The organism is Pseudoalteromonas sp. TB64 (assembly GCF_000498095.1).
Classification (GTDB): domain Bacteria; phylum Pseudomonadota; class Gammaproteobacteria; order Enterobacterales; family Alteromonadaceae; genus Pseudoalteromonas.
This window is the reverse complement of sequence record NZ_AUTQ01000245.1, coordinates 40,191-55,632: the sequence shown is the minus strand read 5'-3', so window position 1 is coordinate 55,632 and position 15,442 is coordinate 40,191. Positions and strand designations below refer to the sequence as shown.

Sequence of the window (15,442 nt, the reverse complement as noted above, 5' to 3'; positions counted from 1 at the left end):
GCGGGCAAACATTATTGGATTAAAAGTCATAACAAACACCTATGTATTTTCAATACTAAAAGTATATTGCGCGAGGTGAGTAACAACAAATTGTAATTATTTATCAATTGATAAATAATACTTATATATATAGCCATATAAATTGTAATTATAAATATGAAAAACATATCAACCGACAGCTTACGCACCTTTGTAATGGTAGTTGAGGTAAGTGGTTTTGCTAAAGCAGGCGACTTACTTGGCTTATCGCAGCCCGCTGTAAGCCTACAAATAAAACGTTTAGAAGATGTGCTTGGCTATAAGTTATTTAAAAAACAGGGCCAACGCCAAGTACTTAATCAATACGGCGAGCTATTATTGCCTATGGCAAAGCAGATGATGCAACACAACGATGCTATTTTGCAGCAGTTCACCTCAGAAAACATTGCAGGTAAAGTACGCTTGGGTATTCCGAGCGAATTTGCGGCGCGTATTTTACCTTCAATTATTGGCGACTTTGTGGCGCTCTACCCTGAGGTGTCGCTAGAAGTTAAATCTCGTTTGAGTAAGCATTTGCTTTCGGCGTCTCGCCAAGATCAGTTTGATTTAGTGCTGGCGCTAAATGAGCGACTTAACTCCGATAAGTTTCCTATTTTTATGCAAGACAAACTCGTATGGGTAGGTGATTTATCGATTGCTCAAAACGAGGTGGTTACTTTAGTTACCGCTCCTGAGGGATGTATTTACCGTCGCCGCGCTACCGATGCATTAAAAAGTGCAGGTATAAAATACCGAATTGTATATAGCAACGCCGACTTAACCGGTCTTATTGCTGCATTAAAAGAAGGCTTAGGTATTACGGTACTTGCCAAAAGTACAGTGCCGAGTGAGCTTAACTATCAGGTTCAAACCAAGCATTTACCTGCTCTTGGTAATATTGGTATTAGCTTAGTTAAAAGTTCGGGTGAGTCGGAGAACGCAGTAGATAAACTCGCTGAATTTATAGCCCTACGCTTGGGCTAGCGCTCATATAGTACATATAATTAATTCAGCCTTTATAACTAGTAAAGCAATTACAAATCAATACAAAAGAAACAATTTAGTTAACAAAGTTGCATAAGTAGGTGTTTTTAGTTCTATTAAACAGGATAGTTAAACAGTTAATAACATTGATTCGTATTCGTTAACGTGTTCAAATTACGCCAATTGAGATAATTGAGATAATTGACATGATTAGGAACACAATGAACCCTAAATTTTTAGTATCGACCCTTGCAACTGCGGTTGCTTTGTCTTTTAGTGCTACTGCAATAGCAAAAGACACCAGCAATAAAGAACAACGCTTTGAACAAATTACTGTTATTGGCTCAGAACAAGCAATTAACGATATTCCGGGTTCGGCTACATTTATTTCTGAAGAAGAACTTAAAAAATTCAAATTTACTGATATTTCTCGCGTTTTGGCGTCTGTTCCAGGTGTTTACGTGCAAGAAGAAGACGGCTACGGTCTGCGCCCTAATATTGGTATGCGCGGCACAGGTACTGGTCGTAACGATAAAATATCGGTAATGGAAGACGGTGTATTAGTTGCACCAGCACCTTACTCTGCACCTTCTGCTTATTACTTCCCTACTGTGGGTCGTATGGAGTCTATTGAAGTTTTAAAAGGCGCAGCCTCAGTTAAGTATGGTCCTCGTACTACGGGTGGTGTTTTAAACTTACTTTCGCGCAGCTTACCAACTGAGCCAAATAGCTCAAAAGGTATGGTAGATGCAGCCCTTGGTAGCGACGGTTACTACAAAGGTCACGCTTACTTTGGTAAAGAAAAAAATAATACAGCAGGTTTAATCGAAATATTTACTTACGGCGCAGACGGCTTTAAAGAGCTGCCAGTAGGCGATGACAACACCGGCTTTGAAAAAACAGATTTACTATTAAAGTTTGGTCACACGTTTGGTCAAAACGATGCGCATAATCTTGAGCTAAAAATTAAGTACTCTGACGAAACATCAGACGAAACATACATGGGCTTAACAGACGAAGATTATCAACAAAGTCCTTATCGCCGTTATGCTGCATCGCAAAACGATGAAATGAACACTCGCCACAATGCATACCAACTTAACTACGCGTATCGTTTTGGTGATGGCTACGAATTTTTAGCAACGGCTTACTTAAACGATTTTCATCGTAACTGGTATAAAGCCAGCCAAGTAAGCGAAAGCGTTTTACAGCAATACAGCGAGTTTGAAGCAAACCCTACAAGCGAAGGCATTGAAGGTATTGGTATTAAAGCTAATAACCGCGATTACCAAGCAAAAGGGATTCAGTCTGAATTACATATTCCTGCAGGCGATCACTATGTGACTGTTGGTGTGCGTTACCATGAAGATGAAATGGATCGTTTTCAGTGGGAAGACACATACACGCTTAATCAAGACCTAAGCTTAACGCTTACAGACCAAGGCATTCCAGGCTCTGACAGCAACCGTGTAGATAGCGCAGAAGCAAGTACTTTGTTTATTCAAGACGAGTGGACAATTGACGCATTAGTAGTAAGTGCAGGTCTTCGTTATGAAGATATTACTATTACACGTGAAGAGTGGTCTAAATCAGATCCAACTCGCAGCAACGGTTTAACTAAAGATGTGTCGAACGATACAGAAATTTTAGTTCCATCGTTAGGTGCTACTTATACTCTTAACGAAAACGTGACATTTCTTGCCGGTATTCAAAAAGGGTATGCTCCAGCAGCACCAGGCAATGCTGACCAAGAAGAAGAAGAAAGTGTAAACATTGAGTTTGGCTCTCGCTTTAATATGGATGGCTTTAGCGGTGAAGTAATTGCGTTTTACTCTGACTACGACAACATGCACGGTAACTGTACTGCGGCTGTTGGTTGTAGCGATGAGAATATTGGCGATCAATATAACTACGGTGAAGTAGAAGTAACAGGCTTTGAATTTAGTGCGGCACGTACTTTTGCAACTGACGCAGCAATGTTCCCTGTTAAATTAACTTACACTTACACAGACTCTGAGTTTAAAAACGATTTTGATTCAGAAATTTGGGGCACGGTAGAAAAAGGCGATGCAATGCCTTACGTACCAGAAAACCAAGTAGCGTTATCGTTAGGTGCTGAGTTTTCTGCATTTGTAGTTAATAGCCAAGTACGTTATGTGTCTGATGCGCACGCTAACTTAACTGAGTCGGGCTTAAACGCAATTGATAGCCGCGTAGTGTGGGATTTAGCTGCTAAATACTTAATTGATGATAATCAAAGAGTATACCTAAACGTTGATAACCTGTTTGATAAAACATACGTTGCTAACCGCTCAAACGGTGGCATTCAGCCAGGTAAGCCACGTACTGTACAGATGGGCTACACTTATAGCTTTTAAGCTTAAAGCTGGTTAAACGGTTCACTAACAGCGTTAATAATTTTTTATGTAAGAACACTACACATCTAAATTATTGCCTTGTTATTAAACCGTTTACCTGCGCTTTGTATAGGAGAAATGGTTCACTAACAGCGTTAATAATTTTTTATGTAAAAGCACTACACATCTAAATTATTGCCTTGCTATTAAACCGTTTCCCTGCGCTTTGTATAGGAGAAATCGTTCACTAGCTGCGTTAATAATAACTCATATAAGAACAACTATATTTCGTTATTTTTGCCTTGCTATAGAGTTATTTTCCTATCGCTATGATAGAGCATCAATTCAGTACAATTGGTGCAAAGTTAAAAGCGTAAATTACAGACACAAAAAAGCCGAGATTGAATTTCAATCTCGGCTTTTTTTATACATAAAACTTATCGTTTATATGTTAGTTATTTGCGTTACGTTGGCGTAATACTTCAAACAAACAAATACCCGTGGCTACCGATACGTTTAAGCTTGAAACAGTACCCGCCATAGGGATTTTAACGAGCATATCGCAATGCTCACGCGTTAAGCGTCGCATACCCTCGCCTTCTGCACCCATAACAATAGCCATAGGACCTGTTAAGCTTGCGTCAAATACGTGGTTATCAGTTTCGCCCGCGGTGCCTACAACCCATACGCCCGCATCTTTAATTTCACGAAGCGTACGTGCAAGGTTGGTAACCTGAATAAGTGGTACTGTTTCGGCTGCGCCACAGGCTACTTTACGTGCTGTGCCGTTAAGCTTTGCAGAGCGATCTTTAGGTACAATTACAGCGTGAACACCTGCTGCGTCTGCACTACGTAGGCATGCACCTAAGTTATGCGGATCGGTAATGCCATCTAGTACAAGTAAAAACGGTGTGTCTTCACGGGCAATGATCGCATCAAGATCTTTTTCATTAAACGTAGGCGCTGCTTTTACGTTAGCAATGATACCCTGATGTTGCTCGCCTTTTGATTTGCTATCAAGGGCTTTACGCTGCATAAACTGTACTGAAATACCAAATTTACGTGCTTCATCAATAATCGGAGTTGAGCGTTTGTCGTCACGACCTTTAAGGGCGTAAATTTCTACAAAGCGCTCTGGTTCGCTTTCTAAAATTGCTTCAACAGAATGAAAGCCAAAAATTAATTCATTACTCACGTATTGTCTGCTCCTGGGCTAGTACGTTTACGGGCATTTTTGCCTGCTCTTTTAGGCTTTTTAACAGCCTTCTTTTTTGGTTTTTTCTTTACTGCGGTGTCTGCTGCTTTTTTATCTGCGGGTTTAGTTGCAGACTTATTTACAGGTTTACCTTTATCTTTATTCGCTGGTTTTTTTTTACCTTTTGGTTTGTCATCGCTGTGCGACTTTTTACCTGGTACTTTACCTGCTTTTAGTTGCGAACGTACGCTTGCTGGTGCATGACCAGATTTGCCTGCACCTTTTGGCGCACGGCGGCGTGAGTATCTGTCTTGTGCAACATCGCCTTTAAGCGTTAAGTTAATACGGCGATCGTCTAAACTAACCGACGCAACCTGCACTGTTACTTTATCGCCAAGACGATAAACAGTATTAGTGTGTTCGCCAATTAAGCAATGTTTTGCAGCATCGTGTGCAAAAAACTCTTCGCCTAAGTTAGTAACATGAATCAACCCATCAATTTGTAAATCGTCTAAACGAATAAACAAACCAAAGTTAGTAACCGACGAAATAACACCGTTAAACTCGCTACCTACGTGATCTTGCATAAACTCACATTTAAGCCAATCGGCTACTTCGCGAGTTGCATCATCGGCGCGGCGCTCTGTTGTAGAACACTGCTCACCAAGTTGATCTACTTCATCATCGGTATACGCATATTCGCCAGATGTTTGCTGGCCTTGTGCTTTTAATACCGCTTTAATAGCACGATGCACTACTAAATCTGGGTAACGACGAATTGGCGATGTAAAATGCGCATATGCCGATAACGCTAAACCAAAGTGACCAATGTTATCTGGCTGGTAAACAGCTTGTTTCATTGAACGCAGTAACATAGTTTGAATAAGTTCTGCTTCTGGGCGGTCGCCTAATCGGGCTAATACTTGCGTTATTTCTTTTGGCGTTGGCTCGTCGCTTAATGTGCTTTCGATACCTAACTCGCCTAAAAACTTAGTAAAGTTACTTAGTTTTTCGCCGTCTGGTTCGTCATGCACACGGTAAAGCGCGCTTGCTTCGTACTTTTCGAGTAATTTAGCCGCCGATACGTTGGCTAAAATCATGCACTCTTCAATTAGTTTGTGCGCGTCGTTACGAATAACTGGCACTATTGATTCTATTTTACGCTGAGCGTTAAATACAAAACGTGTTTCTAGGGTTTCAAACTCAATGGCACCACGCTCTTGGCGTGCTGCTTTAAGTGCTATATACATTTGCTGTAAGTCAGTTAAATGTGGCACTACTGCTGAGTATTCTTCGCGTAGTTTTTCGTCGTTTTGTAAAATAGCATTTACTTTGGTGTAAGTTAAACGCGCATGCGAGTTCATTATCGCTTCGTAAAACTTATAACCCGAAAGCTTGCCAGCACTCGATACGGTTATTTCGGCAACCATACATAAGCGATCTACTTTTGGATTAAGCGAACACAATCCGTTAGAAAGCACTTTTGGTAACATAGGAATTACTTGCTCAGGAAAATACACTGAGTTACCACGCGTAATAGCTTCTTCGTTAAGCGGCGTGTTCATTCCTACATAATGCGATACGTCGGCAATGGCTACCCATAAGCGCCAACCACCTGATTTTTTAGGTTCACAATATACGGCATCATCAAAATCGCGAGCATCTTCGCCATCAATAGTAACAAGTGGTAAATCACGTAAATCTACGCGACCTTGTTTGTCAGCTTCATCAACAAACTCACCTAAGTGGGCAACTTGTGCTTCAACTTCTTCTGGCCATACATGTGGAATATCGTGGTTACGCAGTGCTACTTCAATTTCCATACCTGGGGCTAAATGCTCACCAAGTACGTCAACTATTTTACCTACCGCGTTCATGTTGCGACTCGGATTTTGTGTAATTTTAACCTGCACCATTTGGTTATGGCGGGCACCATTATCGTTGCCTGGTAAAATCATTATATCTTGCGTTATGCGCGGATCTTCAGCTACAACAACGGCAATACCGTGCTCAACAAAGTAACGCCCAACAACCGGGGCGCGCTCATTGGTAAGCACTTTTATAATACGTGCATCGCATTTTGAGCCAGAGCCACGTTTAGTGCCTTTAGCTAGTACAATGTCGCCATGTAACACCATGTTCATTTGGTGTTTAGCAATAAACCAATCTTTGTTCTCGCCTTCGACTTCTAAAAAGCCAAAACCGTCTCTGTGGCCTATTACTTTGCCTTTGGTTAAACCGGCTTCGTCAATTAGGGCATAGCATTTAGATTTATTAAAATACAGCTGTCCGTCACGCTCCATAGCGCGAAGGCGGCGTTTAAATGCTATTTGGCGTTCTTCATCGTTTACGGCTAGTTCTTCACATAATTGCGCGTAATTAGCTGGTTTTGAACGCTCTTGAAGGTGAGTAAGTATAAACTCACGACTAGGGACTGGGTTTTCGTACTTTTCTTGTTCTCGACTGAGATTTGGATCTTGGTTTGACATTCACTATCTTGTTAGTTGGTTATATAGGCATTTTAACCCATATAGTTAAAATGAGACAGGTAAAAGCCATTAAACTTTTAAGAAAGCACTTTTACCTAACTGTATAGCCTAAAAATCTAGCGTAACAGGACTTAACGAGCCCTTAATTACAAAGTGTATATGGCTATGTTGTAGCTGTTACTAAAACATTTATTTTATACTATTTTTTTTGTAAGTTTTTCCAAAGAATTTTACTTATATTATCAATAAAACTTGGATCTTCTTCTTTCATTGTTAATAAAATTTGTTTATTCATTTGCGTTTTATTTTGTCCATATATCCAGCGGTTTTTATTAAACTGCTGGGCAAACTCAAGTACGCCGCTCTGTAAGGTATCGTCGTTTGTAAAAATATCTTCAACTACATTGCTATCTAATAATTGCTTAGCGCCTACACGCAAGCCCGACATAGCTAAACGATTAAAAAATGTTTGTGGAATCGCTTTATTAATGATAGGAAACATAGACGGTACAAAGGGCACCATTACATCTACTTCGGGGAAGCAAAAAAAGCCTTTATCTGACTTCATAAATCTAAAGTCGCACGCGCAAGCAAGTACAGCACCATTACCATAAGTATGACCATTTAATGCAGCAATAACAGGCATAGGAAACGTAACTATGCGTTTAAATAAATCGCCTATTTGCACCATAAAGTCAGAAATTGCAGCCGGTAAAATACTTGGGTCAGACATCCATTGAAGATCAATGCCTAATGACCAGTTTTTGTCACTCGCAGACGTTAAAATAACAGATTTAATACTTTGATCTGCTTCGATATGATCAAGATGTAAATTAAACTCAGCCAAAAATGCTGGATTGTGACGGTTTTCAGCGGTATTCATGGTAAGTATAGCGATGTTATTTTTAGTTGTTAGTTCTATTAAATTTGCCATTAAACCCTCTTTTAGCGCTATTTAAGTCAACTTTAAGCGCTGTTCGTTACTTTTATAATTAGCATAGTAATACTTTACTTATAATTTATAAACCCACTGTTTATAGCAAACTAAAAGCTAAAATTGTACGGTACTGGCTTAATTTATGTATTGGCTTATAGCCAGCCTTTTTGTTTTGCTATACGAGCAGCATCTATTCGGTTAGTCGCATTTAATTTAGCAATAGCGTCTGAAAGGTAATTACGTGTAGTGCCTTCGCTTATAAACAACTGCTTGGCTATTTCGCTTGTTTTAAGTCCGTCGCTTGCGAGTTTAAGCGCTTTACGTTCTTTATCGGTAAGCGGATCGGAGTCATCTAAAGCATTAATAGCAAGCTCAGGATCTATCACTTTTTGACCTTGCATTACTTTTTTTAGCGCATTTACTAGGTCTTCACTTGGTGCTTCTTTTAAAATAAAGCCTTTAACACCTGCCGAAAGTGAGCGCCTTATATAACCCGCTCTAGAAAACGTGGTCATTATTACTACTTTAATAGATGGGTACTTAGCAGCTATTTTTTCGCTCAATTCAATACCATTTATATTTGGCATTTCTATATCACTAAGCACAATGTCGGGTAATAGTTCGTCAGATAAACCAGATAATTGATCAAGTGCGGCTTGTCCGTCGCACGCTTGCCCTATCACTTCTATATTAAAATCGAGACCAAGTAATGCTGCTATGGCATCGCGAACTAATCCTTGGTCTTCTACTAAAAATACTTTAATCATGCTTTTTATTCACTTATTTTTTAATTTTACTTATGACAAAGGAATGTTTGCGGTAAGTCTAAATCCATTTTTGGCTTCAAACTCTACTTGACCATTTAACTGCTCTACACGTTGCTTAATACCAGCTAAGCCGTTGCCAGGTGTAATACTTTTGCAATCGCCATTATTAAACAAGTTAAGCGTTATGGTTTGTTTATTTTATGTGAGGTTTATATCGCATTTATTAGCTTTACTGTGGCGTAAAATATTCGTCACGCTTTCTCTAATAATTAAGCACAACTCACTTTCTATTACTGCAGGTAACGACGGTAAGTTAAGCGTTACATTAGTTGTAATATTTTGCTCTTCTAAGCGCTGTTTTAATTGCTCGACTTGCCCTGCTAATTGCTGCTGTTTTAAATCGGTAACAGCATGTCGTACATCAGACAAAAGCGCACGGGCTAAATCGGCAACTTGGGTAATTTCGCTTCCTGCTTGTTCAAACCGCTCAGCTTTTTGTAATTTATTAGCAAGCTCAGCTTTAAGCGCAATTGATGAAAGTGAGTGACCTAAAATATCGTGCAAATCGCGGGCTATTCGCTCTCGCTCTGCAATGGCTGCTAGTTGCTCTAATTGGGTGGCACTTTCTTGCTCACGTTTTTTATATTGACGCTCTCTTTTTGCTGCAATTCCGTAGCTAAACAACGCGGCACATAAAATTAAAGCAACAGATAAAAAATACTCAAGCTTTGCCATACCACTAATATATGAGCTCAATAAAACCGTTAATATTATCGCTAAAGCAGCATAAACTCTGTGTGTTTTGTTATATGCGTAACCTGCCACATAAGCTACAAAGCCAAATAATGTAGGTGTACCAGAAGTAAAAAAAGTCGCACTAAAACAAATGAGAAGTAATGGTACAAATAACTTGGTTACATTTGTACTTTCGCAATTAATTGCTTTTATATACAAAAGAATAAAAGCAATATAAAAGGCTAAAGACATAGTGATTTGATTAGTCGTAAAACTTTTAAAATCAATAATTAACGGTAATAAGTAAAAGCCAGTAAAAATAAGATGTCCATATTTCCAAAAACCTTTATCGCTTTGCTTAGAAAAAGTACTCAGTGAGCTCATATTAATCCCTTAGGTATATTGTTTTTATTTATAGTTATATTTTTACTAATTAACGCAAAAATATATAAGAGCACAAAGTAAACACCAAACGTAATACTAAAGCTTTGTGTCTCAAAAAACTCGCAGATAGATAAACTTATTAAAATTAAAGAATTCATAGTTACCCCCATTTGAATACGATAACTATGCCTGCATCTAAAAATAATATGAGTGTGAAATGTCATCAACTTTTCTGACATTTGTCATGTATGAAAAATATTAATCTCAAGAATTTTTAACCAATGCTAATATGCTCAAAAAACATAACAAGGAAACTAAATGCAAGCCCAGCAGCAAAGCCTACTTTACTTACACATTGCAGTATTACTTTTTGGCGGAACCGCCCTTTTTGCCAAACTTATTGATTTAAATGCCATAGATATTACCGTTTATAGAACGGCGGTTGCAGGTATAGCTATTTTATTTATGCTGTATTTACAAAAAAAGCCGATTAAATTAAATAAACCAAAAGATTATTTAATTGTTTTATTATTAGGCGTTGCTGTAGGTATACATTGGGTTACTTATTTTGCGGGTATGCAAATGGCGGGCATTACAGTTGGTATGCTTGCCTTTTTTAGCTACCCCGTAGTGACCGTTTTTTTAGAGCCGCTTTTCAATAAAAGTAGACCTAAAGCTAAAGATATAATAAGTGCCGCAGTTGTTGTATTAGGTATTTATTTATTAGTGCCAAGCGCAAACTTAGGCGACGATGTAACAATGGGAATAGTAATGGGCGTGTTCTCGGGATTATTTTTTGCGTTAAGAAACATTACCCACAAGCGCTACTTTAGCCAATACAGTGGTCCGCAAACAATGTTTTATCAAACCTTAGTTGCAAGCATTATGCTATGCGCATTTATTGAAGTGCCTATATATGAAGTAAGTAATCATGATCTTACTTTAATTTTGATTGCAGGCGTTATTTTTACGGCGACCCCGCATTCATTATTTGCAGCAAGTTTAAAGCATTTGTCGGCAGCTACCGCTGGTTTAATTGCTTGTTTGCAACCTCTTTACGGCACATTACTTGCGATAATAATTATACATGAACGCCCTTCTCTAATGACACTTGTAGGTGGCATATTAATTGTTAGTGCGGCTTGCTTTGAAACTTGGTCAATCACACAAAAGGCACGTAAATGAAAGTATTTGCACACAGAGGCGCCAGCGGTAGTTTTCCTGAAAACACTAAAAGCGCTATTTTAGAAGCATTAAAAGTGGGCGTTGATGGTATTGAAGTAGATATACAAAGCGCAATTGATGATTACATGGTAATACATGACTCATGGCTTGATAGAACGACTAATGGCACTGGTAAAGTAAATGAGTTTGATGCTGCAACTATAGCTAAACTTGATGCTGGAAATGGTGAGCAAGTACCAACGCTACAACAATTAATAGATTGGAATAACGATAAAACACTACTGAACCTAGAGCTTAAACATGCTTTTGAACTTGAAAAATTTGTGGCTCAACTTGAGCAAAACATAAGTGCTAGAAAAATTTCATGTGCTAATATTTTAGTATCATCGTTTGATCATCATCAACTACAGTGGCTTAAAAAGCGTTTACCATGGTTAAAAATAGGTGCACTCACATCTTCTATGCCAATCAACTATGCAAAATTTGCTGAAGATTTAAATGCCTACAGTGTGCACGTAGATAAAAACTTTGTTAATAAAGCCTTTGTTGATGACGCTAAAAAACGCGGATTAAAAATTTATGCTTACACGGTAGATAAAGAGCAAGACATAGCATTAATGATTAAATATGGCATAGATGGTCTTTTTACCAATTATCCTGAGCAAACAAAAACACGTTTACTATCATTAGTTAATAATTAACCTAAATTTTGGATAATTAAACAATGCAAATAATTAAGGTTTAAGCAAAATGAGTGGCAGCATGAAAGTTTATAATTACATTGAGCAAACCTTCTTTTTTACACTAACGCGTAAAATTGTAGGTAATTTAAGTTTTGTATTTTTGTTTCAAGCTATTACTTTATTTTGGTTGTACCAAAGCCTGGAGGAGCAGCAAAGTACCAATCTGTTTTGGCTTTTAACACTTATAATTATTATGGGCTTTGCATTTACCCTTTTTTATATGCGCTTTTTAATTGTGCGACCCGTTAGTGCCATGCGCGACACGCTGATAAAAATAAATCAACAAGATGGTAATTTAGCCGCTAAATTACCTCACTTTTCATATGATGAGTTTAGAGATTTAAGCTCACAATACAATACTTTTACCGCTCACTTAGGCGAGTTACTAAACACAACATATAGTAGCGCTAAAGAAAGTGCAGATAGTAATAAAGCAGTTGCTGAGTCAATGAAAAATACACAGCATTCTAGCGAGCAACAAATAAACTTAAGTAGCAGTATTATTAATTCAAGCATGCAAATCACTCAGAGTTTACAAAATATTGTAGGTAATACTGATAGCGTACACAGCATTAATAATGAACATTTAGAGTTTGTAAAACTCTCAGCTAAAGAACTCTCAACACTTGTTGAACAAGTTAAATTAATTACTAATATGCTGGGGAGTTTTTCAAATACGGTCGCAGGTTTAAAAGAAAACAGCGAAAATATCCGCAGTATTTTAAAAATGGTTGAAGAGTTTTCAGATCAAACCAATTTATTAGCGCTCAACGCTGCAATAGAAGCAGCAAGAGCCGGAGAAGCCGGCCGAGGCTTTGCTGTAGTTGCTGATGAAGTGCGCACACTATCTATAAAGGTAAGTGGGGCAACCAGACAAATTAGTGACTTTATTACTCAAATGAATGAGCTAGTAAATGAAACAAATAAAGAATCAGAACAATTAATTACTCACTCCAATAATGCGCAAAGCTCAATTAGCACAACCTCCGACGGGTTTAGTAAAATGCTTAATGAGTTTGAGCATAACCAACAACAATTGCAGCAAATAGCCAGTGCAGTTCATTTGCTAGAACAAACACAAAACCAAACTCATCACTCTGTTGAGCAAATTGTAGCGCTAGGTGAGCACGCTAAAAAACTAATAGACACTGCATTAGCAGATAGTGAGCAATCCCAGCTGTTAAGCTTACAAACTCAACAACAGTTAAAACGCTTTGTGCTTTAACAAGCGTTTTACCCTATTGGTAAATATGGTAAATTACGCAGCTATTAATTTAAGTGTGTAAAGCGTGTGAGCAACCCAACCCCAGACTATGAAAAACTAGCCCTACAAATAAAAACCTGGGGGCAAGAGCTTGGCTTTAGCGAAGTGGGTATTACTGATATTGATTTAAGTAATCATGAAGCTCAACTTCAACGCTGGCTTGATGCGGGCTTTCATGGCTCAATGGATTATATGGCAGCGCATGGTATGAAACGGGCTCGCCCAGCTGAATTAGTACCTGGTACACAACGTGTCGTATCTGTAAAAATGAACTACCTTCCTCCCGATGCTGGCTTTGCAAAAACACTAAAAAATAAAGAAAAAGCGTATATAAGCCGTTATGCATTGGGTCGTGATTACCATAAATTAATGCGTAATCGATTAAAAAAACTCGGTCAAAAAATAGAACAAGAAATTGGCGAATATGGCTTTAGACCCTTTGTAGATTCAGCGCCAGTACTTGAGCGTCAATTAGCTGAAAAAGCAGGTTTAGGTTGGCGTGGTAAGCATTCTTTATTAATTAACCAAGAAGCTGGGTCATGGTTTTTTTTAGGTGAACTATTCGTTGATTTACCACTACCAATTGATGCAGAAAACACCTTTGAAGGCTGCGGTAAATGCGTTGCTTGTATAACTCTGTGCCCAACAGGTGCAATTGTAGAGCCTTATGTTGTTGATGCCCGTAAATGCATATCGTATTTAACAATAGAACACCAAGGACCAATTCCTGAGCAATATAGAACGTTATTAGGGAATAGAGTTTATGGCTGTGATGATTGCCAGTTAGTGTGCCCTTGGAATCGTTATGGGCAAATTACAGACGAGAATGACTTCCACCCTCGCACACAATTAAAAGATAAAGACTTACTTGAGCTATTTGCTTGGGATGAACCTACATTTTTAAAAAACACCGAAGGCAGCCCTATTCGCCGTATTGGTCACGAACGTTGGCTACGTAACTTAGCAGTAGGATTGGGTAATGCACAATTTAGCCCTGCAATTATATTTGCGCTTGAAGAGAAAAGCTTAATTTGTAGCGAGCTTGTTTTAGAGCATATTAATTGGGCACTCGCACAGCAAAACGATAAGCAACGAGTTAAACTTCGTAAAACAGCAAGGTTAATTAGAATTGTAGAAAAAGGCTTACCCAGAGACGCATAATGCGATTGGTGTAAGCCTTTGAAGTAACATTATTTAATTAAATTTATTTAGCTTTTTAAAAGTAACGATAAATCTTGTTCTATTTCAGCAAAAGCTGCTTTTACTTGCTGAACAGACTCCTCTCGAGCCACTGATTTTTGGATGGTTTCATCCACTTTTTTGTAGATAAATATCTCTTGATCTTCATCTAATCCCATAGAAGGTATTCGTTCTTCAAGCTCTTCTTGAAGCTGTTTAAATACTTTTTCGTTATTTTGGCGGTTATCGTTTAACAGACTAATTAAGCTGTGAAACTTACTGTGCACTGTACTTGCAATAGAATTAAGTTGTTTTTGTTGTGACTCAAGCATTTGCTTTGTCATAATGGCACGTAGTTGCTGCTCAGTAACACTCACAATAAAGCATACGTGGTCTCTAATTCGTCCGTGCTTGTCTGGATCGTGATCAGGCATATTTAATATTAATAAACTAATTAGTTCATAGTTAACTAAAATCCGATGTGAAAATTCATGTAATCGACCTTTGTTTTTAAGCATTTCAAACAGTTCTATAACAATAGGTGAGCAAACACCATTTAATGCAAAATGCTCATTCTCATCGTTATGTCTAAACTCTACATTACTTTTCAAATCAAAAGACTGCAAACAATCTACCAGTGCTTTGCCTAAGCTTTTAAAATCATTTATAAGCCCTATGTTTTCGACATAGTTAACTATTTTCCCCATTTCACTGCTATTAGCCATTGCATTAAATGCAGTTGATGTTGCATCTTCAACTTGTTTTTCAAGACTCTGTTTTTCTACTAATACGTGATTTAAGTTTTTCAGCTTTGATTTAAGTTCATCATGACCAAATGGTTTTACAATGTAGTCCTCAGCACCTACTGAGTAACCTTCCATGCGCTCTTCCACTGTACCGCGAGCCGACACAAACATTACAATAATGTGTGCTGTATTAGGGTTCGATTTAAGACTTTTACACACTTCGTAGCCATTCATTTGCGGCATACTTACATCAAGTAAGATTACTTGCGGCATAAAATCTTCAACCATCCCCAAGCATTCTGGACCACTCATCGCCACTTTTAATTCAAAATCAAGATCCTCTAAAATCTCTTCAATTATTTCAAGATTAAAGGGCTCGTCATCAACAGCAAGAATTTTAGTTAACGTCATAATTTATAATCCAAATTCCTAATAAGGTTATTCTGCTCACTAACCAAT

Annotated in this window: 11 protein-coding genes and 1 pseudogene; 6 read left to right on the top strand and 6 right to left on the bottom strand. The window is 38.2% G+C overall.

The features are described from left to right. Positions 1-156: 156 nt before the first annotated feature. Positions 157-1,002, top strand: coding sequence for a LysR family transcriptional regulator (locus tag L647_RS0120600; protein WP_024612696.1), 846 nt, complete (start codon positions 157-159; stop codon positions 1,000-1,002). A 221-nt stretch (positions 1,003-1,223) separates the two neighbouring features. Further along, on the top strand, positions 1,224-3,380 hold the full coding sequence (locus L647_RS0120595) for a TonB-dependent receptor (protein ID WP_024612695.1): 2,157 nt from the start codon (positions 1,224-1,226) through the stop codon (positions 3,378-3,380). A gap of 430 nt (positions 3,381-3,810) precedes the next feature. Here the strand turns inward: L647_RS0120595 and rlmB are convergent, their stop codons facing one another. The 5 genes and pseudogenes from rlmB to L647_RS01000000124730 form a co-directional block, all read right to left on the bottom strand. Then, positions 3,811-4,554: a 23S rRNA (guanosine(2251)-2'-O)-methyltransferase RlmB gene (gene rlmB, locus L647_RS0120590; RefSeq protein ID WP_024612694.1), complete on the bottom strand. Its 744-nt coding sequence runs from the start codon at positions 4,552-4,554 to the stop codon at positions 3,811-3,813. Beyond that, complete coding sequence (gene rnr, locus L647_RS0120585) at positions 4,551-7,043, bottom strand: ribonuclease R (RefSeq protein WP_024612693.1); 2,493 nt, start codon at positions 7,041-7,043, stop codon at positions 4,551-4,553. Before rnr ends, rlmB begins: the two co-directional genes overlap by 4 nt. A 199-nt stretch (positions 7,044-7,242) precedes the next feature. Further along, positions 7,243-7,977 carry an enoyl-CoA hydratase/isomerase family protein gene (locus L647_RS0120580; RefSeq protein ID WP_024612692.1) on the bottom strand — a complete coding sequence of 245 codons (735 nt, stop codon included), beginning with the start codon at positions 7,975-7,977 and terminating at the stop codon, positions 7,243-7,245. A gap of 155 nt (positions 7,978-8,132) precedes the next feature. Further along, positions 8,133-8,747, bottom strand: a complete 615-nt coding sequence (locus tag L647_RS0120575) for a response regulator transcription factor (protein WP_024612691.1) — start codon at positions 8,745-8,747, stop codon at positions 8,133-8,135. Between the two features lie 30 nt (positions 8,748-8,777). Beyond that, a pseudogene (locus L647_RS01000000124730) lies at positions 8,778-9,866 on the bottom strand (sensor histidine kinase). A 318-nt stretch (positions 9,867-10,184) separates the two neighbouring features. On the opposite strand from L647_RS01000000124730, the gene L647_RS0120560 reads away from it, so the two are divergent. The 4 genes from L647_RS0120560 (at position 10,185) to queG (ending at position 14,219) form a co-directional block, all read left to right on the top strand. Then, positions 10,185-11,051, top strand: a complete 867-nt coding sequence (locus L647_RS0120560) for a DMT family transporter (protein WP_024612690.1) — start codon at positions 10,185-10,187, stop codon at positions 11,049-11,051. Continuing rightward, entirely contained in the window at positions 11,048-11,752 is a 705-nt protein-coding gene (locus L647_RS0120555; RefSeq protein WP_024612689.1) for a glycerophosphodiester phosphodiesterase family protein, read from the top strand. Before L647_RS0120560 ends, L647_RS0120555 begins: the two co-directional genes overlap by 4 nt. 49 nt (positions 11,753-11,801) lie before the next feature. Next, positions 11,802-13,019 (top strand): methyl-accepting chemotaxis protein, encoded by a 1,218-nt coding sequence (locus L647_RS0120550; protein ID WP_024612688.1) that lies wholly within the window; start codon positions 11,802-11,804, stop codon positions 13,017-13,019. A 66-nt stretch (positions 13,020-13,085) separates the two neighbouring features. Beyond that, the gene (gene queG, locus L647_RS0120545; RefSeq protein ID WP_024612687.1) at positions 13,086-14,219 is read left to right on the top strand and encodes a tRNA epoxyqueuosine(34) reductase QueG; all 1,134 of its coding nucleotides are present in this window, start codon (positions 13,086-13,088) and stop codon (positions 14,217-14,219) included. A gap of 47 nt (positions 14,220-14,266) precedes the next feature. Here queG and L647_RS0120540 read toward each other — a convergent pair whose 3' ends face one another. Continuing rightward, positions 14,267-15,394, bottom strand: coding sequence for a response regulator (locus L647_RS0120540; RefSeq protein WP_024612686.1), 1,128 nt, complete (start codon positions 15,392-15,394; stop codon positions 14,267-14,269). Positions 15,395-15,442: the final 48 nt, after the last annotated feature.